The following is a 26,443-nucleotide window of genomic DNA, read 5'->3' on the forward strand; positions in this document are numbered from 1 at the left end:
TCGTATTCAGAGATGAAAAAACAAAGCAGTTCATCTCATGCTAGAATACGACCTACAGACTCGCTTTAATATAGGTTCAATCAATTAAGAGCCTGTATTATTAATAGAAGAATTTAATTAAATTTAATACTTGAAGAGTTTGTAAAGAAGGATTAATATGTGGCCAATCTTCATTTTAAGATCAATAGATATGTTAAAAGACATTAATTAGAAAGTTGCTTTAAAACAAAAATTATATATATGAAATACTTAAATTCATACACAATTTTATACAAACCACTTTTCTATATAAGAAAAGTGGTTTGTATATTTTCGGAAAATTTTCGTTACAAAATCACGCTACATATTTCATTAAACTACAACTACTCATTTTCTTTTTTCTTCTTTTGTTCCTCAGAAGGCTCTTCGGTTGGATCTGGCTCTTGTTCATCTTTTTTGTTTAATTCATTATTTTTTTCCATAGAAGGATCTTGTTTTTCATTCTTTTCCTCCTGTCTTTGTTCAGAAGGTTCCTCCGTTGGATCTGGCTCTTTTTCGTCTTTTGGAGCTGGATTACAGCCAATTAATAAACCTACTGTAAATATGCTTGTCATACATATTGAAAACATTTTTTTATAATTCAATTAAAACACCTCCTAAAATTAATATCCGTTGTAGTGTTCCAATTAATGATTAAAACTATCCTTTATTTATTCCATACTTTTAAAAATGTCATTCCTTTCAAATCTTGCATACCTTTGGACAAACTTTTTTGCGCTTGTAAAAAAGTTTTTTTGCAATTACCTACTTATAATTGCTAATATAGTAGAGTAGAACTTTTATAGAGAGAAGGAAAATTATGCACAATGGAATTCGAATGACAACTTTAGTGAAAAGGGCTATGTTGATTTGCGCGGGGGTATTATTTACATACGAAGCGGCTTTAGGATCAGCACATACTGCTCTAGCAAGTACAGAGGATGAAGCAAAATCTGTTCAACTTGTAAGTGAAATTCAATCGTCTCTTGCACCGAAAGAAGCTCCAAAACAATACAATGGGCAAGTTAGAAAAGTAGCTTACTTAACATTTGATGACGGTCCTGGAAAATACACAGCTGAGCTTTTAGATATGTTAAAGAAAGAAAATGCAAAAGCAACATTCTTCCTAATTGGTTCAAACGTAAAAGCATTCCCTGATCTTGTAAAACGTGAAGATGCTGAAGGCCACTACGTTGGGATGCACAGTATGACTCATAACTACAAGAAACTTTACACAGAAGGTCATTATGTAGATGAAATGAAAGAAGATCAAGGCTTAATTGCTGGTGTTCTAGGTAAATCACCAGTATTAACTCGTCCATCTTACGGTTCAATGCCAGGATTAAACGAAGCTCTTCGCAACAAAGTTGTCGAAAATGGCTTGAAAGTTTGGGATTGGACAATTGATTCTTTAGACTGGAAATATAACAAAATGCCAGTTGATGCTGCATCAGCTAAAATTGTAGAAAACGTACTAAATGGAGCTAACAAGCCAACAGAAGTAATTCTAATGCACGATATTCATCCACAATCCGTTAAAGCAGTACCTGGTATTATTAAAGGACTGAAAGAAAAAGGATATGAATTAGAAGCTTATAGTGAGAACGAACACTTCCCATTAAACTTCTGGCACGATAATCGTATGTAATAAAAAAGACTTGATTTCCTCTAGTAGGTTATTGAGTCTTTTTTTATCGTATTGTGCAGTACTTCTCGTAATTTCCATCCCCCCTCCTTCCTTTGTATCAATAGAAACAAAAGTGATAACTGGCACAATAGAAAAGAAAATCGTATTAAAAAGATGCATCGGAAATTAAGAAAGAGAAACGATAAGCAAAAAAGACTACAAGAACGACTAGTACAAAAGTAAAACATATATCAAAATACATAAAAAATTTAGGGATTGAATATACAAATTTAATCCTATTTTTATATTATCAACACTTTAGCACATATTACTCTTAAGGAGTGATGTGTATATGGATTTTCTTTCAGCCGAATATTTGTCTGCCTTACTTGCCATCATTGTAATTGATTTAGTATTAGCCGGTGATAATGCCATTGTAATTGGGTTAGCAGCAAGGCGATTACCGAAAGATCAGCAAAAGAAAGTTATTATATGGGGAACTATCGGGGCGATCGCCATTAGAGCTCTAGCTACCTTAGTTGTCGTTTGGTTATTAAAAATACCAGGGCTACTTCTAATTGGTGGTGTACTCCTTATATGGATCGCTTACAAATTAATTGCTGAAGGCAAAGATCATGATATTAAGGCCGAAGAAGGATTTTGGTCTGCTATTAAAACCATTATTATTGCTGATGCGTTAATGGGTATAGATAATGTTCTCGCTGTCGCAGGAGCTGCGCATGGCAATTTTTCTTTAGTCATCATCGGACTATTAGTATCTATTCCAGTAGTAGTATGGGGCAGTACATTAATTTTAAAATGGGTTGACCGGTTCCCTATCATTATTACGATTGGAGCAGCAGTTTTAGCTTATACCGCTGCGAAAATGATTGTAGACGAGAAATGGTTCGCTGGATTTTTCGAAAGTAACCCTTTCATTAAATGGGCATTTATCATTATTATCATTGCTGGTGTAGTATTCTTTGGAAAGATGAAACAAAAAACCAAGGATAACTCTTTATAATGACTACGTTATTTGTACAAACAAAAGCGCTACTCATATGAGTAGCGCTTTTTACTATTTATTTCGTTTCCCCATCTTCAGTCGTCTTTACCTTCGTTTTATTTTTATCACGATGGTTATAGTTGTACTTCGAACGATCGACCGGTGTAAATCCTTCCGGTGTGTAGAATCGTAATAAGTCACCATTTACGACTTGGTCAGAGTATTTTAATGATTTTTGAACCATTTGTTCATTTTGTTTTATTTCGTCTGTTAATTCTACAGAGTTACCAGTAGCTGTATCATAGTATTTTCCATTCAATGCAGTAATTGTTGGACTTACGAAGTTTCCGTTACGGAATGGAACAACTTGTTTATGCTCTGGTGATAGTAAATCAGATCCGAACTGGACATAATTTTTCGTATCTGTACCTAGTAAGTGTAATAGCGTCGGAAGAACATCAATTTCTCCGCCATATTGATGTTGTACGCCGCCCTTCATTCCTGGAACACGAATGATTAATGGTACTCGTTGCAGCTGTGCATTTTCGAATGAGTTCATTTCTTTACCCATTATTTGAGACATTGCTGCGCCATGATTATCTGAAATACCGTAATGGTCACCGTACATAACGATAATTGAGTTATCGTATAAACCAGATTGTTTCAAGTAATCCATAAATCCTTTTACAGACTCATCTAAATAACGTGCTGTTTGAAAATACGTATCTACTGATGAGTCACCTGTTTTAGCTGGTTCAATCGTCGCTTCCGCTTTATCAATCGGATAAGGGAAATGGTTCGAAAGCGTAATGAACTTCGTATAGAACGGTTGTTTCAATGTTTGTAATAACGGAATTGATTCATTAAAGAACGGTTTATCTTTTAATCCATAGTTTACTACATCTTTTTCATTCATATCGTAGTAAGACGCATCAAAAAATTTATTGAAACCAAACGATTTATAAATATCATCACGGTTCCAGAACGTTTTGTAGTTACCATGGAATACAGCTGATGTGTATCCTTGTTGCCCTAAAATAGCTGGTGCTGATTGATACGTGTTATGAGCTTTATTCGTAAAAACAGATCCTTGTGGTAATCCATACATTGAGTTTTCTAGCATGAACTCCGCATCAGATGTTTTACCTTGTCCTGTTTGATGGAAGAAGTTATCAAAGTATAACGTATTCGCATCTTTTGTAAATGAATTTAAGAACGGTGTAACTTCTTGCCCATTTAATTTATAATCAATTAAAAAGTTTTGGAATGATTCTAAATGAATATAAATTACGTTCATTCCTTTTCCTTTACCAAAGTAATCTGGATTTGGACTTGCATATGTTGATGCAAGATAATTTCTAACTTCTGTCATATTATCTCCATCGGCTAATGCTCGTTCTGTTGATGCTTTCGCACTTTGAATACCATCATAAATCGTATAGTTGTATGCCCCTAAATATTTCACAATATAATTACGATCAAATGTTCTTGTTAATAATTCAGGACGATCAGATTCTGCAAGACCTAGGTTAATGCTGAATAATAAAATACCTGCTACAAATATTAGTGATAATTTATGTTTCGCAACACGGATAGGTTTTGGACTTGCAAATTTTGTTGCGACTAAAACAATTAAAATGATTGTATCTAAGAAATATAGTGGATCATATACGTGTAGCAATGCAAAAATACTACCACCTAAATCTCCAAAGTTATTCGTTTGTGTTAGTGTCGGGAACGTAATGAAGTCGCTGAAAAAGCGATAATATACTACGTTTGCGTATAAAAGTATAGACATTAACAAATTAATAACAATTAACCAAATGTAAGCACGTTTCCCCTTTGCGAATAATGCAAGCCCTAAAAATAGAACTGCTGAGCTTAACGGGTTGAAAAACAGTAAAAACTTTTGGATTGTGTTAGATATCCCTAAGTTAAATTCTGTCACATAAGCTGCATATGTTTTTAACCAGAATAAAACAACGGCAAACACGAAAAATCCAAAGTGATTGCTTAACACACTTTTGCTCTTTAATAAGAACTGTTTCATCTCTCCACCTCTTTTAATCATCCAAGGCTTATTTTGATATAAGTCTGTCTATCTATTCAATTTTTCATCTTCAAATAGATTTTATCTGTTTAACTATATGAAGAATATTAGTAATTATAATTTGAAGCTTTTATTTATTCAACTATTTCTTTTTAAATATTTTGACCTTGGTTTCTATTTAACAAAATAATTTTGTAACATTTTCGGTTTTCTCCCAAGATTCATCCACTAATTATGACACCACATACTATAAACCTTTATTCACTGCTTCGCAAATAAATATGTCTCCAGTTCTGGAACATTAATGTAATATAATGAATTTCACAATAGATAGCATTAGTTTTTTCGGTGACTCTTACATCCTTTTATGTAATTCAAGTTTATTCATGCTGCAGCCATTTCTCTATATGCGACATCAAAACACCTTTCAACCTCTAAAGTTATTTTTGTATAATTATTCATAGCTCATAAAATCAATGATTATAAAAAACCTCACTCTCATTACGAGAGCGAGGTTTTTCATCATTTATTATTGACCTTTGTACATTGCATCTACTTGTTTTTGAAGTTCTTCATTTTCTAAGAACTCATCGTAAGTAGCCTCTTTATCGATTACACCGTTTGGCGTTACTTCGATAATGCGGTTTGCAATTGTTTGTACGAACTGATGGTCATGAGATGTGAATAACATTGTACCTTTGAATGCGATTAAACCGTTGTTTAATGCAGTGATAGACTCAAGGTCTAAGTGGTTCGTTGGATCGTCAAGTGTGATTACGTTTGCACCACTTAACATCATTTTAGATAACATACAACGAACTTTTTCTCCTCCAGATAATACAGAAACGTTCTTCTTAACTTCTTCACCTGAGAATAACATACGGCCTAAGAAACCACGTAAGAAGCTTTCTGACTCATCTTGTGGAGAGAATTGACGTAACCAATCAACTAAGTTAGAGTCACTGTTCTCAAAGTATTTAGAGTTATCTCTTGGGAAGTAAGATTGAGATGTTGTAACGCCCCATTTGAATGAACCGCTATCTGGCTCCATTTCACCCATAAGAATTTTAAATAATGTTGTCATTGCAATATCGTTACGACCGATAAATGCAACTTTATCACCTTTATTTAAAGTGAAGTACACATTATCTAACACTTTTTCACCATCAATTGTTTTAGAAAGACCTTCAACAGTTAATAAGTCATTTCCTACTTCACGCTCAGGTGTGAAGCCAACGAATGGGTAACGACGTGATGATGGTCTAATATCATCTAATGTAATTTTATCTAATAATTTTTTACGAGAAGTTGCTTGTTTCGCTTTAGATGCGTTTGAGCTAAAGCGTGCAATAAAGTTTTGTAACTCTTTTACTTTCTCTTCTTTTTTCTTATTAGCATCTTGTGTTAATTTTAAAGCTAATTGGCTTGACTCATACCAGAAGTCATAGTTACCAACATAAAGTTGAATTTTACCGAAATCAAGATCAGCCATGTGTGTACAAACTTTATTTAAGAAGTGACGGTCATGGGATACAACGATTACTGTATTTTCAAAGTTCATTAAGAAGTTTTCTAACCATTGGATCGCTTTTAAATCCAAGTGGTTGGTAGGCTCATCTAGTAATAGAATGTCTGGTTTACCGAATAAAGCTTGAGCAAGTAATACTTTTACTTTCTCTGCCCCAGTTAATTCTGATAATTTCTTATCATGAAGATCTTCACCAATACCTAACCCTTTAAGAAGGATTGCAGCTTCTGATTCTGCTTCCCAACCGTTAAGTTCAGCGAATTCACCTTCAAGTTCAGCAGCACGCATACCATCTTCATCACTAAAGTCTTCTTTCATGTAAATGGCATTTTTCTCTTGCATTACTTTGTAAAGTTGCGTGTGACCCATAATTACTGTTTCTAATACTGCGAACTCTTCATATTCGAAGTGGTTCTGTTTTAATACTGCTAGACGCTCACCTGGCGTAATATGTATGTCACCTGTTGATGGTTCAATTTCTCCAGATAAAATCTTTAGAAATGTCGATTTACCAGCACCGTTTGCTCCGATTAAACCGTAGCAGTTACCTGGCGTGAATTTTATGTTAACATCTTCAAACAATTTGCGATCCGCGAAACGCAAACTAACGTTACTTACTGTAATCATTTGTGTCCTCCTACTAATACCGCTTATTTCAGCGTTTTCTCACCGATTGTCTTAAAAAATCGCATATTACGACTCAATTATTGTAGACTATAGCTATTATATAGTAGAAAAGGGATGAATAGCAACGGTTGATTACTATTCATCCCTTTCCTACCTTAAATAAAATGTATATTTTTAACGAAACAATATTATATAAAAGCAAATTTCATAATGTAAAGAGAAAATATTTATCATTGGAGCATTATGTTTACCTCTTACTTCCTTAACCGCATGTAGTAATAACAATGCAAAAACACCTTCTGAATCAAAATAAGAGAAAAAAGAAACGAAAGTAACTGTCGATTCAATTATCTCTGAATTTAAAAATGCTGGTCTTCAAGCAGAAAATCCTACCGATCTTCCTCAAAAAGAATTCGGCAATCTTCGAAAAGAAGGAAAACGTATTATCGTACCTGCTCTTGGTGAAGATAAAGGTGGTCGTTTATTCGAAATTACAAAGAAAGAAGACCTAGAAAAAGTTAAAAAATATTACGATGAATTAGGAAATTCGGCTCCTATGTTATTCTCTCATACATACGCAAAAGGCAATTTTCTTTTACAAATGAATGGCGATATGAAAGATGAAGAATTTGCAAAATATAAAGATGTGAAGGACAAATTTATCAAATAAGAAGAATCCCCTTTTAAAAGGGGATTCTTCTTATTTTCTTTTACTTAATTTCTTCGTATAATTCTTCATTTTATTCGTTAACCCTATTAAAGCCGGTATCAATATTGGCATCACAATGATAGCTAATAGTAACAGTGCAACACCAACAACAGAGGCTACTTGTATAAGCGTCAATACACCTGAAGGGATTAATGCAGCAAATGTACCACCTAAAATAAGCGCAGCTGATAATACGACTCCTCCTATGTGACGAGAGGCATTTACAATTTTCGTTGCTGGGTCTCCCTCTAGCTCATTGTATCGCATCATTACGAAAATGCTATAATCCACACCTAAAGCGACAATCATAATAAAACTAAAGAATGGTACATTCCAGCTTAATGACTCTACGTTTAGTAAGTGTGTACTAATTTGTTCACTTATACCAAGTGATGCAAAATAAGCTAATATTAATGATCCAATAATAAATATTGTATTTAAAAATGACCGTGTAATAACGAGTAATACAATCGCAATTCCAATTAACATAATCGTAGCTGTACGTAAGAAGTCTTGACCTGTTACTTCTTTTAAATCAACGTTTCTAGCAGTCGTACCTCCGATTGCTTTTTTCGCCGAATTTAATTCTGTACCACTTAACGTACCGTCTATCGTTTTATTAATTTCTTCAATGATTGGCATCGCTTCTTTTGAATACGGATTTACGTCTAAAATGATCGTCATTTTAGCAGTCTTTCTATCATGTGACATGTACGTATTCAATGCTTTTTGGAAATCTTCTCCCTCTAAAACTTCTTTTGGAATATAAAATTTCTCAGAACTTTTTGATTCATTCAGTTCTCCTAAATATTTCTGTGCATCTCCTAGTCCGTTACTTACCTTTTCGAGCCCTTCTGTGCTTTTAGATAATCCTGATTGTAATTGCCCCATCTGTTCTTGCAAGTCTTTCAGCCCGGTTAATAACTGGCCTTGCCCATCATTTATTTTTGTTAATCCGGTTTGTAACTCAGATGACTTGTTTGCAATTTGTTTTGAACCTGAAGCACCTTCATCTAATCCATTTTTAAGATCAGCTGCTCCTTTTTGTAATTTAGTAACTCCATTGTTCATTTCGTTTAAGCCGTTATCCACTTTCAATAACGATTGATTTGCTTCTTTAAATGAGCCCATCGCGGCTTTATGCTGCGTTGCTAATTGATTTAATTCATTTGTAAGCACACTTAATTGCTTTTGAGCCTCTTTAGCAATTCCTATCGTTTGTAGTATGTTCGGATCATTTGCCAATTCGGGTTTCGTTTGAATAAAATTGGTCATTAACATTTCAATTTGTTCATACCCTTTCTTCGCTCCATCAATCGCTTGAGAAATACTTCCAAAGTATTGATCGTAAGAACTTAAACCTTTTTCTAACTGCGAATAACCAGCATGAAGTTGTGACGTTGCATTAGATAAAACATTTATATTTTCATTTACTGAAGTTAATCCACTCTCAATTTGCTGAGCACCTTGTGCTCCGTCATTTATACCACTTGATAGTTGATGTAAAGCGGTTCCTAATGCTGTTACACCGTTTTTCGCTTCGCTTGTTCCATCAATTAACTTTTGAACGTTTGCAAGACTATTTGAGTCTTTACTACCCATTTTATCTTTCGCAGTAGTTAATCCATCATTAATTTCCTTAATACCACCATTAGCATCTCCTAAACCTGTATTTAGTTCTCCAGCTTGTTTATTTATATATAGTTCTTTTATCCTTTCACCAGTTGGTCGTGTCGGTGAATATACTTCTGAAACACCTTTCACTTTCAAAATCTTATCAGTTAGTTCATCTAAAGTTTGCAGCGTACTCGACTCATCTAATTTGTTATCCGATTGAATAACTAACGTACTTGGCGAAGAAAAACCAGGTGGGAAATGATCTTCTATTACGTTAATCCCCATCTTTGATTCATATTTATTATCTACTTCAAATAAATCATTGTAATTTAGTGTGTTAGAGTATTTCATTACGAAAGGAATCGATATCACAAATACAATGATTAAAGCGATAAATGGTCTTGCTACTGAGTTTTTCGCAAGAAATCCCCATAAGCGACTATCCTCATGACCTTTAAATGTTTTTACTGGATAAAACATTCCTTTTCCTAAAAGCACCATAAAAAATGGATTTAATGTAGTTAATACGAGTAGTAATACTGCGACACCAATTGCTACAGCTGAAGTAGATTGATACAATTTAAAACTAGCTAAAGCAAGGGATGCAAAACCAATCAGTACTGCTATCCCGCTATATAAAACGGTTTTCCCTGCCGATTTAAACGTTTCTTTTGTAGCTAAAAATGCATTTTCTTGTTTACTTAATTCTTCCTTAAACCTTGTATATAATAAAATGTTATAGTCTGTTCCAACCCCAAATAGAACAACAACTACAAACACTTGTGTAAAGTTGGAAAACGGAAAATTAAATTGATCTACAAGGTGGGCAATAATCCCCATTGAAACTAAATAGGATACACCAACTGTAAGTAGAGAAACAATTGGAACAATTGGTGAACGAAATACAATGATTAATACTACTAAAATGAAAATGATAGAAATAACTTCTGTCTTTTTCACTCCCTCTTGAGAGGATGTAAGGAAATCACCCGCTATTAAATCACTTCCTGTTAAGTACGTTTTAACACCCTTCGTTTGCACTTTTTTATGAAGATCATTTGCAACTTTTGATATTTCACCATTTTTTTTATTTACTGAGATTTGCGTTAAAATGGTCGTATTGTCTTTAGATATCAACTGTTTTTCCAAATCTTTATTATCTAAATGTGAAACAACTTCCTTAATTCCTAATTGCTCTTTTTCATTTTGTAAAGCGTTGATTGTTTTTATTATTTCATCTTTTTGCTCAGATGTTAAAGCTTCTTTACTTCCACTATTAAAAACAGCTATAATTTCATACTTTTCTATCCCGTCTTTATCCATCTCTCTTATCATTTTGTCAGCAATACTACTTTGTTCAGTATTAGGGATCGTAATGTGCCCTTTTTCTTTCACTAATTTATCCATATTAGGCATCGTTACGATCATTGTAATAGTAATAACTATCCATAATAGAAAAGATAAACTTCTCCAATTTTTTAGCTTCCTCATTTTAATCATCTCCTGTTTTACAAGTTTACCGTTAGTTTCGGAATGAACGTTCATTCCTATCATTCTATTACATTATTTTGTAAACTCTATTTAACTAGCCTTCCCGGAATGAATGTTCATTCCCTTAGTTACACAAATATCCTTTACTACTCTCATTTTTAAAATCTATTTAGGAATGAATATTCATTCCTGTCCTTATAAAGCTATAGAATCAAATGATTCTAATAGCGTTCCAAGAGCTTTCTTCCAATTCTTTTACTAACTCTTTCGAGTATTCTAATTGCCCTGTTGCAATTACTTTCGTTAATTTTTCTAGCGGTTGATATACAATAATAATTAAAGCAACTGGAGGCAATGGACGGAGAAACCCTTTTGCGATTCCATCTTCAATAATATTCATAAAGAAGCCTATAAAATCATCAAATATTTTCTTACTCTGTTCATCAAGAAAATAACTATCACAGTGAGAATTTGTAAATAAAAAAGCATCTACATTGTTTCTCGCAAATTCAAATAAACGGTTGTACGTATGACTAAACTGTTCACGAATATTTGCTTCAACAGGAAAATCCGTTTTTATCATTTCAGAAAGCTCTAACATACTTTTTGAAAATAATGAGTTAACAAGTGCCTCTTTATTTTCAAAATAGCGATAAATAGTACCCGCACCGACTTTTGCCTTTTCAGCGATCATTGGAATTGTCGTACCATCGTAACCACGCTCTGCGAAAAGTTGCATCGCAGCATCAAAAATATCCTCTTGTTTGTTTTTAGCCATTTTTTCCACCTCTATTTTCAGGAATGAAAATTCATTCCGTTTTTAATTATAAATTACATGGATTAAAAGTCAAGTGCGTGACTACGTATAATTGCGTTTTTAATCCCTTGTTTGTGAAAAGAATTATATCAGCGATTTTCAAAACATATCGACTTATCGGCAAAAATCGTCAACTAATGAGAATGCTGTCCCAAAGTTTTGTTTGGGACAGCCCAATTTCCTATTTAAAACTTAAAAGAAATCATAAATAAATGCTTTACGTACCGGAACTATATTCTCAAACGCTTGTATTTCCTCTTCGCTTCCGCTAATTAATTGTAATTCATTAAGTTGTAACGGACGTTTATAGCCAAACATTATTGTAGATAACGCGTTTATATCCAGTTTGATTCCTTTATCTATTGTTTCCTCTTTTATAATTGTTATTTCATGATTTGCCAGTCTTACTGATACGTTATTCCACGGTGCAAATGAATCTGTAATATGTAAAATTATTTCTTGTTGTACATTGTTCCAGTTTAATTCATATTGTTTAAAGAACTGCTCCACATCTACAATTCTGCCCATAAAATATGGCTTTATTTCTGACTTCACTCGCGGCTCTTGCAGTGTATATAATAACGGTTCGTTTTCATTTATTGTCATTTCAAGTTCTTTCATCATAGAATCATGCTGGCAAATAAAGTTCCACAGACCATTTCGCGCTTCATTATGCAGCGGTACAAATTCTTCTACTGTCATTTTATAGTTTTCTATTTTATATAACATGTAGCCTGCTGCCCTTTTATTTTCATCGTAATAAATCGCTAATGTTAAATCATCATAAACAGCTTGTAACCACCATTTTTCATCGCGAACTAGCATACCGGAAAAACGTTTTGCAAATGTTTCATAAAGCTTCTCTACCTCTTCTGGGTGATTTTCTTTATTGAAACGTTTCACAGTACCATTCACTTGTTTTTTCATCACTAAATCACTCTTTGTCATTTGACATACAAGGAGATTCGCACAAAGTTCCCAGCCGTATTTTCGGTAAAATGAAACAGCAAATGGATGTAGCATCGATACTGTATATCCGTCTTTTTTCATCGTTTGAAGTGAGTGTAAAAGCAATTCTTTTACATATCCGCTTCTTCTATACTCTGGATACGTCGCTACCCCTGCAACGCCCCCCATTTTAAATTCTTCTTTGCCTATGTATATATGAAACGGAATAAGATGAAGTTTGGCTGCCAAATCCTCCCCTTCCATAATACCGTATATCTCATGACTTTCTTTCATCTTTGTAAGTTGTTGTTGCAACCGTTCCTCATCAACTTTATATTGAAAAGCGTATTCTGATAAACGTAATGCTTCTCTAAATTTATCTTCTTTTAATCGTATAACGTTCATATATTTCTCCTCCATTCCTTATTTGAATTGTATCATAATTCTAAACATTACAGTTCGGTGAATGAAATTATACTGACTTAACGACACGAATCCAATTAAAAAAGCAGATACATGTCGTATCTGCTTCTCATTACTTTATTTAGCTAATTTTTGAAGTTCTTCGAAGAATGTAGGATATGATACGCCTACTGCTTCTGCATCTTCAATTGTTGTTTTTCCTTCTGCGATACATCCAGCGATCGCAAGCATCATTCCGATGCGGTGGTCACCGTAACTATTTACTGTATTGCCTTTTAGAGGTGATTTTCCGTAAATAATCATCCCGTCATCAGTTGCTTCTATGCGGGCTCCTAGCTTTGTTAATTCTGCTACGACTGTATCAATACGGTTCGTTTCTTTCACTTTTAATTCGTGCGCATCTTTAATTACTGTAATTCCTTCTGCTTGCGTTGCCGCTAATGCAATAACAGGAATCTCATCAATTAATCTTGGGATAATATCTCCGCCAATTTCAATTCCTTTTAATGAAGATGTTTCAATCGTAATGTTTGCAGCTGGTTCTGATGATCCTTCGTTAATTGGCTCTACAGTGAACGTAGCACCCATTTTCTCTAAAACATCAATAATACCTGTACGAGTTGGATTCATCCCTACATTTTGTAATACTAGCTTACTATTTGGAATGATTGCACCGGCTACTAGGAAAAATGCAGCTGATGATACGTCACCTGGCACTTGAACATCTGTTGCTGTTAGCTTTTGTCCACCTGCAAGTTTCACTGTTTTTCCTTCGCGCGTTATTGTAACGCCAAATGCTTCAAGCATTCTTTCCGTATGATCACGGGAAATATGTGGTTCTGTAACAGCTGTTACACCTTCTGCGCGAAGTCCTGCAAGTAAAATAGCTGACTTTACTTGTGCGCTTGCTACAGGTGAAGTGTATTCAATTGCTTTTAAATCTCCGCCACGTATTGTTAGCGGTGTAAACGTTCCTTCTTCCCGCCCATCAATGTTTGCCCCCATTTGTTTTAATGGATTTGTAACACGTTTCATCGGTCTTTTTGCGATAGATGCATCACCTTGTACGCAAGAGAAAAATGGTGTATTTGCCAAAATCCCTGACATTAAACGTATAGTTGTACCAGAATTACCAACATCTAATACAGCTTTCGGTTCTTGTAAACCTTCTAATCCTTTGCCAACTACAGTGACTTCATCACCGTTTTGCACGATGTCTACTCCCATTTCTTTAAAACAAGAAATCGTACTTAAACAGTCTGCACCGGGCAAGAAACCTTTAATTGTTGTTTTCCCTTCTGCAATCGCGCCGAACATGACAGCGCGGTGTGAAATGGATTTATCTCCTGGAATTGTAATATTACCATTTAATCCGTTATTAACAGGTTGTATCGTTCTTTCCTTCACGTTTTCACCTTCTCATTTAAATTGTTTCATAAGTTTGGTATTTTTCTTCTCCAAGCGCTAGCTTTGCTTTCATACGATCTTCTTCTCTTTGGAAGCTAATACGTAATACCCCAAGCAATCCTTCACGCGCTTCTAATATTTGCAAGTTCGTAATACTAATTTCTTCGCGCGCCAAAATACTCGTAATGTGAGCCAATGCCCCTACTTTATCTAAAACATCGACGTATAAGTCGTGATAGGCAGGAATTGCCCCTCTCTTTCGTACTGGTAAAGAGTCACGGTATTCTTTCGCGTCTGCAAAATAGTTTTGAATCTCGCCTGCATCTCCGGTAGAAACTGTATCATATAAATCTTCCATTTCAGAGATCCACTCTTTTAATAATACCATTAAATGCTCACGATTTTGTTTAACAATATCACTCCACATTTTTGGGCTACTAGATGCGATACGTGTAATGTCTTTAAATCCTCCGGCAGCTAGTTGATGAATGAGCGGATTATCTCCTGCATGTTTCTCTACTTGCTTTACTAACCCAGCTGCGATAAGATGCGGAAAATGACTAACAATCCCTGTTACATAATCATGTTCTTCCGTATTTAAAACGAGAAAATGAGATCCTGTTCCTTTTAGCCAACACTTAAGTTCTTCTACATGTTCATTTGGCACATGATTCATCGGCGTTAAAATGTAAAATGCATTTTCAAATAAATGCGCTTTTGCACTTTCAACTCCTGTTTTATGAGAACCTGCCATCGGATGTCCACCAATGAAAGAAACTTCCTTTGAAAATAAAGCTTCCGCTTCATCCATAATCGTCCCTTTCGTACTACCAACATCGGTTACAATAACATCTTCTCGTAAACGAAATGATGCTAATTTGTGTAATAACTTCTTCGTTTCTTCAACTGGAGAAGCAAAAACAATTAAATGCGCTTCTTCACATGCACGCTGTAAATCTAATGCTACTTCATCTACTACGTGTAATTCTTTTGCACGCTCTACTTGTTCTTGAAATATATCATAACCTGTTATCGTTACATCGTGCTCTTTCTTAATCGCTAATGCGAGAGAGCCTCCGATTAAACCAGTTCCAATTAAAACTACCTTTTTACGCATTTGTCTCATCTCGAGACTTTCTTTTTTTATTTTCAAAGTGTTGTTTTAACACTGAAATCACTCCTTCATTTTGCTCCCTTGTTCCGACTGTAATACGGACACCTTTCGGGAACGGACGAATAATAAATCCTGCATGTGCACAAGCTTCATAAATCTCTCCTGCATTCTCAACTGGCAAGAAGATGAAATTTGTTTGTGATGGATAAAATGGAATTTCATTTTCCTTACAAAAACTTTCATATTGTTGTAATCCCTCTGCATTTACACGAACTATTTCCTCAATAAACTCATCGTCACCAAAAGCAATCGTCGCTGCTTTTTGCGCTAATGAAGATACGTTAAATGGCAAACGTACGACATTTAATTTCTCAATTAGCTCTTCCTGTCCAATCGCATATCCAACGCGGAAAGAAGCTAATCCGTACGCTTTAGAAAACGTTCTAAGTACAAGAATATTTTTATGTTTTTCTAAAAGCGGTAATGTCTCTGGGAAATCTTTTGCTGTTACGTATTCATAGTACGCTTCATCAATGACAATTAACGTATTTTCACTAATACCTTCAATAAATTGAGTCAACTTTTGATCATTCACAAATGTGCCTGTCGGGTTGTTCGGATTACAAATCCATACGATTTTCGTATTATTATTTATCGCTGATGAAATTTCGTCTAAATCGTATACACCGTTATTTAAAGGAATTTCTTTCACTTCACATCCTTCAATAATTGCATGATGACGGTATTGCGGGAATGTTGCACCAGCCGTCACGATGTTATCTCCTGCCTTTAGTACTGCACGGCTTATTATTTGAATGACTTCATCTAATCCACTACCGCAAAGTACTTGTTCCATTTGTACATGTAACTTTTTTGCAATTGTTTGACGGAGCGTCGTAGCACCTCCGTCAGGATATAAAGCATGTTCCAACCACGATGTTTGCAACTCATCTAAAACACGTGGTGAGCAACCGAATGGATTTTCATTCGATGCTAATTTCACAAATGAATGATCTCCGTACACTTCTTTCATTTGTTCAGGTGATTTACCTGGTTTATATGGTTGTAATGATGAGAGTTGATCTTTTACTTGCATGTTAAAACCACCTTTTTATTAAAATTCTTTTGCGTATTTGTTATGTTGCGTAATGTTTTGCTGAATTAAATCTATACGATCTTTTCCGAATTGTTCGACTAGTGCATGTGCAAGTTCCCATGCTACGACAGACTCAGCTACTACTCCTGCTGCTGGTACTGCACAGCTATCAGATCTTTCAATACTTGCTTGGAATGCTTCTTTCGTATCAATATCAACACTCGCTAACGGTTTGTATAATGTAGGTATTGGTTTCATAACACCTCTTACGACAATTGGCATGCCTGTTGTCATACCGCCTTCTAAACCACCGGCATTATTCGTTTTTCTCGTGTATCCTTGTTCTTCATCCCATAAAATTTCATCGTGCACTTTACTTCCCGGCTGTCTTGCTGCATCAAAACCAACGCCAATTTCAGCACCTTTAAATGCATTAATGCTCATAATTGCACCAGCAAGTTTTGCATCTAATTTACGATCGTAATGAACGTAACTACCAACGCCAATTGGCATACCTTCTGCAATGACTTCAACAATACCGCCGATTGAATCTCCGCTACTTTTAGCGTTATCTATCGCATCCATCATTTCTTGTTCTACTTCTTTATCTAAACATCGAACTGGTGAGTTTTCAGTAATTGTTTGAATTTCTTCCATTGATAAGTTTGAAATATGTGTTGCTTTAACTCCACCAATTTCAAGTACATGTCCTGCAATTTCTACGCCTAATTCTTTTAAGATTTGCTTCGCTACTGCACCAGCAGCTACACGAACTGTCGTTTCTCTTGCAGATGAGCGTTCTAGCACGTTTCTTATATCACGGTGACCGTATTTAATTGCTCCGTTTAAATCCGCATGTCCTGGACGTGGTTTTGTAATTGTACGTTTCATTTCTTTACTTTCTTTTTCCGAAATTGGCTCTGCACCCATTACTTTCGTCCAATGTTTGAAATCATCATTTTTTACGATTAACGTTATCGGCGAGCCAAGTGTCATCCCATGACGAACACCACTTACAATTTCAACTGTATCCGTTTCAATTTGCATACGTCTTCCGCGTCCGTGCCCTTTTTGTCTTCTTAATAATTCTTTATTAATATGCTCCGCTGTTAATGTTAAACCTGCTGGTACACCCTCTAAAATAACTGTTAATTGCGGCCCATGTGATTCTCCAGCTGTAATGTATCTCATTTCTCTTGCCCCTTTACTATTTTTTTGTACAAAAAAGTCCCTACTGAGCGCTCAGTAGGGACGATGTTTATCGCGGTACCACCCTAGTTGTAGACAACTTTCGTCTACCTCTCTTCTTCTGTAACGATCGTTTGACCGTCTTCCCCTCTAAAAATTAGCGGGAAAGATGCTCCAAGGCTGTAATTCATGCTTATCTTTGTACTGATTCACACCGACCATCAGCTCTCTTTAACAGGGAGATAAGCACTACTGTTTCCTCTTCAGCGCATATATGATATGGAATTAAGATAATTTATTTTTGAAACCTTTTAACTCATCCATGAATCTATGGAATTCTGGAATGTCCATTTGTTGTGCAGAATCTGATAATGCAACTGCTGGATCTGGATGAACTTCAGCCATTACTGCATCTGCGCCAATTGCAAGTGCTGCTTTTGCTGTTGGTAATAATAAGTCTCTACGTCCAGTTGAATGCGTTACGTCAACGATAACTGGTAAATGTGTTTCTTTCTTTAAAATAGGTACTGCTGAAATGTCTAATGTGTTACGTGTTGCTCTTTCGTATGTGCGGATACCACGCTCACATAAAATAATTTGGTCGTTACCTTGTGCAATGATGTATTCAGCTGCGTTAATGAACTCATCAATTGTTGCTGCTAATCCACGTTTTAGTAATACTGGCTTGTTAACTTTCCCTACAGCTCGTAATAAATCGAAGTTTTGCATGTTACGTGCGCCAACTTGAATTACATCAACGTAGTCTAATGCCATTTCAACATCATTCGGATTTAAAATTTCACTAATGATCGCTAAGTCGAACTCATCTGCTACTTGACGTAAAATTTGTAATCCTTCTACTCCTAAACCTTGGAAATCGTATGGAGATGTTCTTGGTTTGAAAGCACCACCACGCATTAATTTTAAGCCTTGGTCTTTCATCGCTTGCCCCACTTGGCGAACTTGCTCTAAGCTTTCTACCGCACAAGGTCCCATGATGAACGTTTGTGTTCCGTTTCCAATCAATTCACCTTTTACATCAACGATTGTGTTTTCTTGTTTCTTTTTACGTGATACTAGTAATGCTTTACGGTTATCATCTTCTTGCAATTCTAAACTAGCTTTGAAGATTGTTTTGAAAATATGTTGAACAGTTGAAGTTTCGAATGGTCCTTCGTTATGCTCTGCGATCATATCAAGTACTTCACGCTCACGTACTGGATCAAAACGTTTCGTACCTTGTACTTGCTTTTGCTCCCCAATTTTTTGAACGATTTCACCACGTTTGTTTAAAAGGTGTAATAGTTGTAAGTTAATTTCATCTACCTGTTTACGTAATTGATCTAATTCATGATTTGCCATTTGGAAATCCTCCTCTAATGTTTTAAAAGTATAGTAAGAGAATAAAAAATTCTCTATTTTCTGAACTGATAAATTATACAAATTTAAAGTGGAATCGATACCTCTTCTTATTTTAAACGAATACTTACTATAAGGACACTATCTACTAGATAAAAACCCACTTTTTTGTACAAAAAATCCCTACTGATCCAATCAGTAGGGACGATATTTATCGCGGTACCACCCTAGTTGTAGACTTCTTTCGTCTACCTCTCTTCATTGTTAACGATCATCTGACCGTCTTTCCCTTCATAAAGACAATATTATCTTCACTACGAAAAAGATGCTCTAGGACTGTAATTCGCTCTTGTTTTTGTACTGGTTCGCACCAACCACCAGCTCTCTGTTACAGGGAAACAACAACTACTGCTTTTCCTTTCAACGCATAAATATTTAATTTTCAAGTTGGGCCACTAAAATACAAAAAGTCCCTACTGAATAAATCAGTAGGGACGATATTTATCGCGGTACCACCCTAGTTGTAGACTAACTTTCCGTCTACCTCTCTTCACTGTTAACGATCAATTGACCGCTTTTTCTTCATAAAGACAAAATTATCTTTACTACGAAAAAGATGCTCCAAGACTGTAATTCATGATTATCCCTGTACTGGTTCACACCAACCACCAGCTCTCTGTTACAGTAAGACTAACCACTACTGTGATCTCTTCATTGCACTTTGTTTATTCAAATGTTTTTGAAATTGAATAAGTATGATTCGTATTATAGAACGCTTTTCAAAACACTGTCAACAACTTTTTATATATTTTTTAAAATTCCACTTCCGCCCTACATTTCTTCTTGTAAATTCTCCATAACAATTCCGATGCGAATTATCTCATTATCTATTGTATTTAGTACATTTTTTTCTACTCCATACCGAGATAATACTTCTTTTATTTGAATGATTTCCGTTTCAAGTAAATCGGCTTCCTGAAGCGTTTGTAGTAAAGTAAAAAATACATTTGCATACAATTCTTTATACATTTTTATACGCTCTGTCTTTTCAAATATTTCATTAAATAACTGTTTTAACTCCGTTTGATTCCCTTTTCCACCCACGTCCGAAAATGATTTACATATTATCGATAATCCTCTTTCTACTATTTCATCCATAAATAAAATAATACGTAAAAGCATTACATATTCTCTAGCTGTAATTTCACCCATTTTCGGTCGCTCTCGCAAAAATATACTAAGCCACGCTACCCAAAATTTTTGTTGTTCTTTTGCACTTAACGTTTTGACGTAATAGCATAAAAACTGCATAAATTTAATTTTATTTTCTTCATTTTCTTGTATAAGCAATGGGTATAACCAATCTGTTTTTTGCTCCCAATACAGTACACATTTAATAAATACAAAACTAAGCCATTTCAAGAAAGCTTCCCTCGTATGCGGATGCAATACTTCCAAATGTTCTACTGCATACTTAATAAATCGCTTCATCTCTGTAAATAAAGGTAAATTGATTTGCGTGTAACATAAGCCTGCCCAGGCATATTTCGTAATCTCATTTTCCTTCTTTAAATCTAAGTACGGTAACAAATATTTTCGGCACCACTGCTTCTCAATATGATAAAGAAATGTAATATCTGCTACTAAACGCGCTAACATGTAATTTGTCCGCTCTGAACTAACTCTTACTTGTTCTTCAAATAAAAATAAATATTCATACACGTTACGATCGTATAAATGATCATATGATAACAGTTTTAATAACACTGCTGTCATTTTCCCAACAGGATGCTGGATCGATTCATTGTAAAAATCTTGTTTTCCAAGCTTAAAATCTGTATCACTTTTCATTACTTGAGGGAATACCGAAAAAGCAAACCGTTTCACATTACGTATGCTATTTTCCTCTAACTCTTCTAATCGATTACTAATTTCATATAGAAAGCTACTAATTAACCAATGAAAAGCAGTATTTCTAACAAATTTCTGCAATAGCGGAATAACTTTTTGGATTTGTTCATTTGTGAGTCCTCGGTTATTTCGCCACTCTCTAATACAAACAAACCATACTTCATTACTTATTTCGTGCATGCTAACTAATTGGTAAGCAAATGAAATACTCCATTCTGTATTCAATTTACATGCTTTCGATAACATCTCTAAAAAATGACGTTGTTCAAAAACACCGTCTTGAGAAAATTGACGAACTTGTTTCATAATTTCTTCGTCTTTCAGCTGTAATAATCCATCAGCAGTTACATTACAAGTAATACTTTGTTCTATGGTTTCTTTCTTTTGTACACTGTATCGCTCAGAATGAAAGTGAGGATGTTTTTGCTTCATTACCTCATAAGCTTTTGCTGTAGATGGACTATTTGAATCACAAGTGAATAATAAATCTAACACGAAACAAACATCAAATGCCCTCTCCTCTGCAAGGTCCTTTAGTACAATTCGAATGACTTCTTCCTTTGTTTTTTCTAAAGAAGATGCGAAATGATTTTTTATAAGTTGAAAAACTTCGTGTTTATACGTGACATTTAAAAGAAGTCCTTCCTGTAACAACCATTTCATTTTGTCATCAGCGCTAACAAATATGTTTTTATTCATCGCATCAATTGCAATTCGGGTCTGAAGCACGCTGTTTGCTTCAATCATTTCTGTAATATAATAATTTGCTTTTTTCTCATTATTTTCACATAAATAAGCTAAACACTCTTTTACAATTTGAATTAAAAAGGCAAGATCATTTTGCTGAAACTCTTTTTCAACATTTTCCTTACCCTTTTTTTTCAATGCCGTTTGTCGTAGTGATAGCATTCGCATCTTTTCTATTCCCATCATCATAATTGGTACGGCGTAATAGGAAATATGAGGTTTCATCTTCTCATTCCAAATTTGCTCCACATAAGAAAATGTAGACACTGGTAAGCGACTCGATTCCTCAAGTTCTATTGATTCTTGCGTACCATTTCCCCATTTTCTCTCCCGCTTCAACTTAAGCTTCCCATCCAAAATAAACGTTAGTAATAATAATGCAATTTCTTTATGCTCAGGAAAAGAACATTTTTGTAGTAAGTAAGAAATTTTTTCAATTGATTTACTATCTTTTTCAGCTGTTTCTAGTAAAAGAAGTGTCCATCTCGCAAACAACAACGGATCCATCTCAATTTTCGTCTCGTTTAAGTAGCTACAAATTGTTCTCCAAAATAACGGAGATAGTTTAGAATGATTTTTAAAAATTAACTGAAATAATTCTTTTTGATGACTAAAAAGAAATTGTTCCACTAACCATTCTGCAAGTAGTTCATCTACCTCATTATAGTTTGATGTAACTAAAAATAAATTTTGTAATTTCCCTTCTGCTTCAAGCCATTCCACCCATTCATAATCATGAGCAAATTCAACAAAGTAGCGGACTGTTTCAATTTTTTTTATTGATTGTTTTATGTATGATAATTGTTCCTGCTCTACTGATGGTGGAACTGTTACTATGTCACGAATACGCATTCGTTTTGTAATATAATTATCTCCCATTAATTCCGCCCATCGCTTCACTGCTTTAACAAGAGATTGATGATTATTACCTTTATTCGGATATACAATCGGCCGTATTCCTAAATGCTCCCAGTGGTACGTATTTTCCCCTTGCGCCACAAAAGCATAACGCCTTGTACTTGGTGGTAAACCAGTCGCTAAATATTTCATTACTGGGTCATTATGGCTATATCCAACGAATAAAACGGTGTAATTCGAGAATAAATCAACTAAAAATCTTCTTGCCCACCCTTCCGTCAAGTAAGCCCTTCCAAAATCACCATCTGTTAAAATTAACGCTTCTTTCTCTTGTTCTATATTTCCATGTATGTAAGCAAGTCCTTTAAACGCTCTACCTGTAGGTAATGCAGGTGCATAATATACGTTTAATTCTCTATTCATTTCTTTCATCGCAGTTGTAAAATGTCGATCAAAATTTGTCGTTACAATGCGGACTTCTGTATCTAAAGGAAACAACCTCGGAATCGCATAATGAAGCGGATTCGGCTTTGACTTTTCAGTATGGACTAAATCTCTTGCAACTTGATGCACATCTTTTGTTTTCGCAATTTTACCAAGATAATAATCATGAGGTTCAGTTATTTCACGTGTTTCTACATATAAGGTTTTCGCAATTTCGTCAACTAGATCATCAAAATTCGGTAAGTTTGATTTCCCTTTCATAGAAACTCCCGCTCCAACAAATAGTACTAACTTTCCTTGTTCAAGATGATCGATTAACTCATCTGGAATTTCTACTTCTGAAGTAATCCACACCTAGGATTCCCCCTTACCTAAAAATGTCATATACTCTCATTTTACTATAACATTTTTTCGTTATTTTTATAATATTTAGACTACAATTCAAACATGAAAAAGTTTTATATAAATAAATCTGTAATAATGTATGAACTTCTGAGTTTATTGTAAAACTATGTATAAATCGGAGGTGTAAATATTGAATGGTTTTACTGTAGTACTTATCAAGTTTATATCGTGCGTTATCGCATTTAGTATTGGACTCGCTTTATTTTTCCCTGCAACGTTCGTCCAAATTATTTCATTCAGTCTTTTTGTTACAATCGTATCCTATATGTTCGTTGATAAAATCATATTAAACCGAATAGGCAATAGTGGTGCCATTATGTCGGATTTCTTACTAACGTATTTAAGCGTATGGATTTTCGGTAATATTTTATTAGACAATTACATGCAAATTGCATGGGGTAGCATCCTTTCTGCCATTGTCTTTACATTATCTGAAGTAATCGTTCATCGCTTCTCTCACTCACACACAAGGCACAACAATGATAACATTCATATTAATCGCCGCTTTGCATATGGTACGGAATTTGCTGAAGAACAGAATATATTAGATAAAGATAAGAAGAAGTAACATTTTAATGCGGGAGCGCCCTTTTTAATCATGTGGTGCTCCTTTTTGTGTATTTATTATAGTACGTGAAATTATACTAACGATTATTTGACGATATTGACTTACCAATAATATTTGACATTATTTCTTATAATAAAAAACTGCCTCTTATTTAGAGGCAGTCACTTTCAAATCTTTTAACGTAACAACATCAGCAAATGCTCCAAACACTACATTATGATGCTTTACAATGTCTTCCGCACGTAACACGTCTGTATGAAACGTACTATGTGCATCACTCACTAACGTTACTTTATATCCTTCACTAAACGCTCTTCGCGTTGTCGTATCCACACAGTACTCTGTTTGCATTCCTGAAATAATAACGTGTTCAATCCCTTTTTCTTGTAATATTTCTTTTAAGTTTGTCTTATGAAATGAATCTGGCGTCGTTTTTTCAACGATACTGTCCCCTTCTTGCGGAGCAATTGCCTCATGTACTTTCCAGCCCTCTGTACCTTTTTCTAGCGGATGATCTTTCGGCCCGTTATGTTGTACATAAATAACTGGAATATCATTTGAACGACATTCCCCAATAAGTTCTTGCAATATTTCTAAAAAATTCTCCCCATTATGTACTGGCATTCCTGCTGTATACATACCTGCTTGCACATCAATTACTATTAAAGCTTTTTTCATTTCGCGCAGCTCCTTTTGTTTGTATTCCACCATCCAACAATCTTCTAATTTCCCCTCATGCAGTTCATGTTCCTTTAAAATCTTCACCTTTTTAAATCCGCATTTTTCATAACATTTTAACGCGCGTTCATTATTTACTTTCGGGTCCATTGCGATTACTTCTGCTCCCGTGTTCTCCATAATATATGTAATTGCTGCCTGAACTAGTTTCGTTCCAATTCCTTTTCCCCAATAATTCGGTTCTCCGATAAATTGATCCATTCCCCATACATGCTGTGATTCTTCATAGCCATATAATGTTTTCCACTCAGAATCAACTGGATACATTTGAATATAACCAATTGGCACATCATCAAACTCTATTAAGCATCTTTTTTCATGACTATTTGGATTATGTATAAAATAATCCAGTACCATTTCTACAGATTGCGGATTATCTCGCCCTTCGTAATACTGTAGGACTTTTGGGTCTGTTAACCATTTTGAAATGATTGGTGCATCCACATCTATTACGTACCGAACCGATACATGATCTTTTTGAAATAACATATAGTACCTCTTTTTAATTATTTATATTTTTTCTTGTTTTAAAATCTTTCATTGCACCTATTAGTGCGTATGGTAACAATGTAATCGCAAAAAGAGCAGTAAATAAATTAAAATGTGGGATTTTATATGGAGTGAACCATTCCGTAAAAAATTGAGACTGTAAAACTCCATTTAAAAATTCTCCACTAGGTTTAAAGTTTGGTGCCCATGCAATCACCTCACAAATAATAAATAATAATTGAACAATTATAAATGTCCCTAGATACCGAAACCATTTCCGTTTCCAAATCGGCTGCACCTTATTAAATTTATCTTCCATCTTGCCCCCACCTTTTTTTCTATCATATTAATTATACACTTTTCATGGTTTATTTGTTAAAATTTTCTATATAATCATTCACGCTGGAGGATACATTATGTCTAATCCTATACTTAATTCAACTTTAATCATTCTAGTACAGATTTAGCAATGAATTTCACTAAATCAAAAAAATAGAAGTCAGCCTCGATTAAGAGAACTGACTTCTATTTGAATAACTATAATTATTATAAAACTTTTACTTTAACAGTTTGTCTTCCCCAATTCATAGCTTTACTTTTGGAACCCATTAATACATCAATACGATTTCCTTTAATAGCACTTCCAGTATCACCAGCAATTGCTTCTCCATAACCTTCTACCCATACTTTAGATCCTAATGGGATTACTTTTGGATCTACTGCAATAATTCTCATATTCGGATTATCCGTTAAATCATGCCCCATCGCAGTTAAAACGCGTCCACCATATGTACCATTTTCACTTGGATCAGCAGTATATGCTGTCGCTACTACCGTTAATTCACGTTTAGCAGACTGTATGTTATTTTTAGCCTCTTCTTTTGCTTTTGCTTCTTCCTTAGCTTTTGCTATTTCTCTTGCTTTCTCTTCTTCCTTAGCTTTTGCTATTTCTCTTGCTTTCTCTTCTTCTTTAGCCTTTGTTATTTCTCTTGCTTTCTCTTCTTCTTTAGCCTTTGCTATTTCTCTTGCTTTCTCTTCTTCCTTAGCTTTTGCTATTTCTCTTGCTTTCTCTTCTTCTTTAGCCTTTGCTATTTCTCTTGCTTTCACGTCTTCTTTAGGCTTTACTACTTCTTGTACTTTCACTTCTTCTTTTGGCTTTACTACTTCTTGTACTTTCGTTTCTTCCTTAGGCTTTGCTACTTCTTGTACTTTCACTTCTTCCTTAGGCTTTGCTACTTCTTGTACTTTCACTTCTTCT

18 protein-coding genes, 3 pseudogenes and 3 other annotated features are annotated in these 26,443 nt (G+C 34.7%); of the genes and pseudogenes, 5 read left to right on the forward strand and 16 right to left on the reverse strand.

The window, feature by feature from the left end; genetic code table 11:
- Positions 1–362 precede the first annotated feature (362 nt).
- A complete protein-coding gene (locus FS742_RS06750; protein ID WP_144611706.1) occupies positions 363–623 on the reverse strand; it encodes a hypothetical protein in 261 nt (86 codons plus the stop codon).
- Positions 624–838: 215 nt separating this feature from the next.
- Here FS742_RS06750 and FS742_RS06755 point away from each other — a divergent pair, with 215 nt between their 5' ends.
- From FS742_RS06755 to FS742_RS06760, 3 genes and pseudogenes are all read left to right on the forward strand, one after another.
- Positions 839–1,666 (forward strand): peptidoglycan-N-acetylglucosamine deacetylase, encoded by an 828-nt coding sequence (locus tag FS742_RS06755; RefSeq protein ID WP_144611707.1) that lies wholly within the window; start codon positions 839–841, stop codon positions 1,664–1,666.
- A 105-nt stretch (positions 1,667–1,771) separates the two neighbouring features.
- A pseudogene (locus tag FS742_RS28350) lies at positions 1,772–1,888 on the forward strand (DUF3841 domain-containing protein); the annotation flags it as partial.
- Positions 1,889–1,997: 109 nt separating this feature from the next.
- On the forward strand, positions 1,998–2,669 hold the full coding sequence (locus FS742_RS06760) for a TerC family protein (protein ID WP_144611708.1): 672 nt from the start codon (positions 1,998–2,000) through the stop codon (positions 2,667–2,669).
- A gap of 58 nt (positions 2,670–2,727) precedes the next feature.
- Here the strand turns inward: FS742_RS06760 and ltaS are convergent, their stop codons facing one another.
- Together ltaS and FS742_RS06770 are read right to left on the reverse strand one after the other, a co-directional pair.
- Entirely contained in the window at positions 2,728–4,701 is a 1,974-nt protein-coding gene (gene ltaS / locus FS742_RS06765; RefSeq protein WP_144611709.1) for a lipoteichoic acid synthase, read from the reverse strand.
- Between the two features lie 529 nt (positions 4,702–5,230).
- Positions 5,231–6,856: an ABC-F family ATP-binding cassette domain-containing protein gene (locus FS742_RS06770; RefSeq protein WP_144611710.1), complete on the reverse strand. Its 1,626-nt coding sequence runs from the start codon at positions 6,854–6,856 to the stop codon at positions 5,231–5,233.
- A gap of 223 nt (positions 6,857–7,079) precedes the next feature.
- On the opposite strand from FS742_RS06770, the pseudogene FS742_RS27925 reads away from it, so the two are divergent.
- Positions 7,080–7,526 (forward strand): annotated as a pseudogene (locus FS742_RS27925) (stress protein).
- 30 nt (positions 7,527–7,556) lie between these two features.
- Here the strand turns inward: FS742_RS27925 and FS742_RS06775 are convergent.
- The 9 genes from FS742_RS06775 to FS742_RS06815 form a co-directional block, all read right to left on the reverse strand.
- The gene (locus FS742_RS06775) at positions 7,557–10,673 is read right to left on the reverse strand and encodes an MMPL family transporter (RefSeq protein ID WP_144611711.1); all 3,117 of its coding nucleotides are present in this window, start codon (positions 10,671–10,673) and stop codon (positions 7,557–7,559) included.
- 211 nt (positions 10,674–10,884) lie between these two features.
- Positions 10,885–11,451, reverse strand: coding sequence for a TetR/AcrR family transcriptional regulator (locus tag FS742_RS06780; RefSeq protein WP_061666510.1), 567 nt, complete (start codon positions 11,449–11,451; stop codon positions 10,885–10,887).
- A gap of 231 nt (positions 11,452–11,682) precedes the next feature.
- Complete coding sequence (locus FS742_RS06785; RefSeq protein WP_144611712.1) at positions 11,683–12,843, reverse strand: GNAT family N-acetyltransferase; 1,161 nt, start codon at positions 12,841–12,843, stop codon at positions 11,683–11,685.
- Between the two features lie 135 nt (positions 12,844–12,978).
- Entirely contained in the window at positions 12,979–14,268 is a 1,290-nt protein-coding gene (aroA, locus tag FS742_RS06790) for a 3-phosphoshikimate 1-carboxyvinyltransferase (protein WP_144611713.1), read from the reverse strand.
- Positions 14,269–14,284: 16 nt separating this feature from the next.
- Positions 14,285–15,385 carry a prephenate dehydrogenase gene (gene tyrA / locus FS742_RS06795; RefSeq protein ID WP_144611714.1) on the reverse strand — a complete coding sequence of 367 codons (1,101 nt, stop codon included), beginning with the start codon at positions 15,383–15,385 and terminating at the stop codon, positions 14,285–14,287.
- Positions 15,378–16,478 (reverse strand): histidinol-phosphate transaminase, encoded by a 1,101-nt coding sequence (gene hisC / locus FS742_RS06800; protein WP_144611715.1) that lies wholly within the window; start codon positions 16,476–16,478, stop codon positions 15,378–15,380. Before hisC ends, tyrA begins: the two co-directional genes overlap by 8 nt.
- Positions 16,479–16,496: 18 nt before the next feature.
- On the reverse strand, positions 16,497–17,669 hold the full coding sequence (gene aroC, locus FS742_RS06805; RefSeq protein ID WP_144611716.1) for a chorismate synthase: 1,173 nt from the start codon (positions 17,667–17,669) through the stop codon (positions 16,497–16,499).
- 53 nt (positions 17,670–17,722) lie between these two features.
- Positions 17,723–17,942: a binding site (T-box leader), on the reverse strand.
- 9 nt (positions 17,943–17,951) lie between these two features.
- On the reverse strand, positions 17,952–19,028 hold the full coding sequence (locus FS742_RS06810) for a bifunctional 3-deoxy-7-phosphoheptulonate synthase/chorismate mutase (protein WP_001273575.1): 1,077 nt from the start codon (positions 19,026–19,028) through the stop codon (positions 17,952–17,954).
- Between the two features lie 194 nt (positions 19,029–19,222).
- Positions 19,223–19,458: a binding site (T-box leader), on the reverse strand.
- 54 nt (positions 19,459–19,512) lie between these two features.
- Positions 19,513–19,749, reverse strand: a binding site (T-box leader).
- Between the two features lie 107 nt (positions 19,750–19,856).
- The gene (locus FS742_RS06815; RefSeq protein ID WP_144611717.1) at positions 19,857–23,339 is read right to left on the reverse strand and encodes a DUF4020 domain-containing protein; all 3,483 of its coding nucleotides are present in this window, start codon (positions 23,337–23,339) and stop codon (positions 19,857–19,859) included.
- A gap of 181 nt (positions 23,340–23,520) precedes the next feature.
- On the opposite strand from FS742_RS06815, the gene FS742_RS06820 reads away from it, so the two are divergent.
- Complete coding sequence (locus FS742_RS06820; protein ID WP_144611718.1) at positions 23,521–23,958, forward strand: YndM family protein; 438 nt, start codon at positions 23,521–23,523, stop codon at positions 23,956–23,958.
- A gap of 147 nt (positions 23,959–24,105) precedes the next feature.
- On the opposite strand, the gene FS742_RS27930 is transcribed toward FS742_RS06820, so the two are convergent.
- The 4 genes and pseudogenes from FS742_RS27930 to FS742_RS27940 form a co-directional block, all read right to left on the reverse strand.
- The gene (locus FS742_RS27930) at positions 24,106–24,636 is read right to left on the reverse strand and encodes a cysteine hydrolase family protein (protein ID WP_260869645.1); all 531 of its coding nucleotides are present in this window, start codon (positions 24,634–24,636) and stop codon (positions 24,106–24,108) included.
- Positions 24,637–24,651: 15 nt separating this feature from the next.
- Positions 24,652–25,185, reverse strand: a pseudogene (locus FS742_RS27935) (GNAT family N-acetyltransferase); the annotation flags it as partial.
- A 13-nt stretch (positions 25,186–25,198) separates the two neighbouring features.
- Complete coding sequence (locus tag FS742_RS06835) at positions 25,199–25,504, reverse strand: YfzA family protein (RefSeq protein WP_144611720.1); 306 nt, start codon at positions 25,502–25,504, stop codon at positions 25,199–25,201.
- 227 nt (positions 25,505–25,731) lie between these two features.
- A partial coding sequence (locus tag FS742_RS27940; protein WP_260869630.1) for a 3D domain-containing protein occupies positions 25,732–26,443 on the reverse strand: 712 nt, incomplete at its 5' end.

This window comes from Bacillus cereus (assembly GCF_007678085.1).
Classification (GTDB): domain Bacteria; phylum Bacillota; class Bacilli; order Bacillales; family Bacillaceae_G; genus Bacillus_A; species Bacillus_A cereus_BE.

Bases quoted from the DNA above. Each gene is read 5' to 3' on its own strand.
- FS742_RS06755 (WP_144611707.1), top strand. From the start codon at position 839: ATGCACAATGGAATTCGAATGACAACTTTAGTGAAAAGGGCTATGTTG.
- FS742_RS06760 (WP_144611708.1), top strand. From the start codon at position 1,998: ATGGATTTTCTTTCAGCCGAATATTTGTCTGCCTTACTTGCCATCATT.
- ltaS (WP_144611709.1), bottom strand. From the start codon at position 4,701: ATGAAACAGTTCTTATTAAAGAGCAAAAGTGTGTTAAGCAATCACTTT.
- FS742_RS06770 (WP_144611710.1), bottom strand. From the start codon at position 6,856: ATGATTACAGTAAGTAACGTTAGTTTGCGTTTCGCGGATCGCAAATTG.
- FS742_RS06775 (WP_144611711.1), bottom strand. From the start codon at position 10,673: ATGAGGAAGCTAAAAAATTGGAGAAGTTTATCTTTTCTATTATGGATA.
- FS742_RS06780 (WP_061666510.1), bottom strand. From the start codon at position 11,451: ATGGCTAAAAACAAACAAGAGGATATTTTTGATGCTGCGATGCAACTT.
- FS742_RS06785 (WP_144611712.1), bottom strand. From the start codon at position 12,843: ATGAACGTTATACGATTAAAAGAAGATAAATTTAGAGAAGCATTACGT.
- tyrA (WP_144611714.1), bottom strand. From the start codon at position 15,385: ATGCGTAAAAAGGTAGTTTTAATTGGAACTGGTTTAATCGGAGGCTCT.
- hisC (WP_144611715.1), bottom strand. From the start codon at position 16,478: ATGCAAGTAAAAGATCAACTCTCATCATTACAACCATATAAACCAGGT.
- aroC (WP_144611716.1), bottom strand. From the start codon at position 17,669: ATGAGATACATTACAGCTGGAGAATCACATGGGCCGCAATTAACAGTT.
- FS742_RS06810 (WP_001273575.1), bottom strand. From the start codon at position 19,028: ATGGCAAATCATGAATTAGATCAATTACGTAAACAGGTAGATGAAATT.
- FS742_RS27930 (WP_260869645.1), bottom strand. From the start codon at position 24,636: ATGAAAAAAGCTTTAATAGTAATTGATGTGCAAGCAGGTATGTATACA.
- FS742_RS06835 (WP_144611720.1), bottom strand. From the start codon at position 25,504: ATGGAAGATAAATTTAATAAGGTGCAGCCGATTTGGAAACGGAAATGG.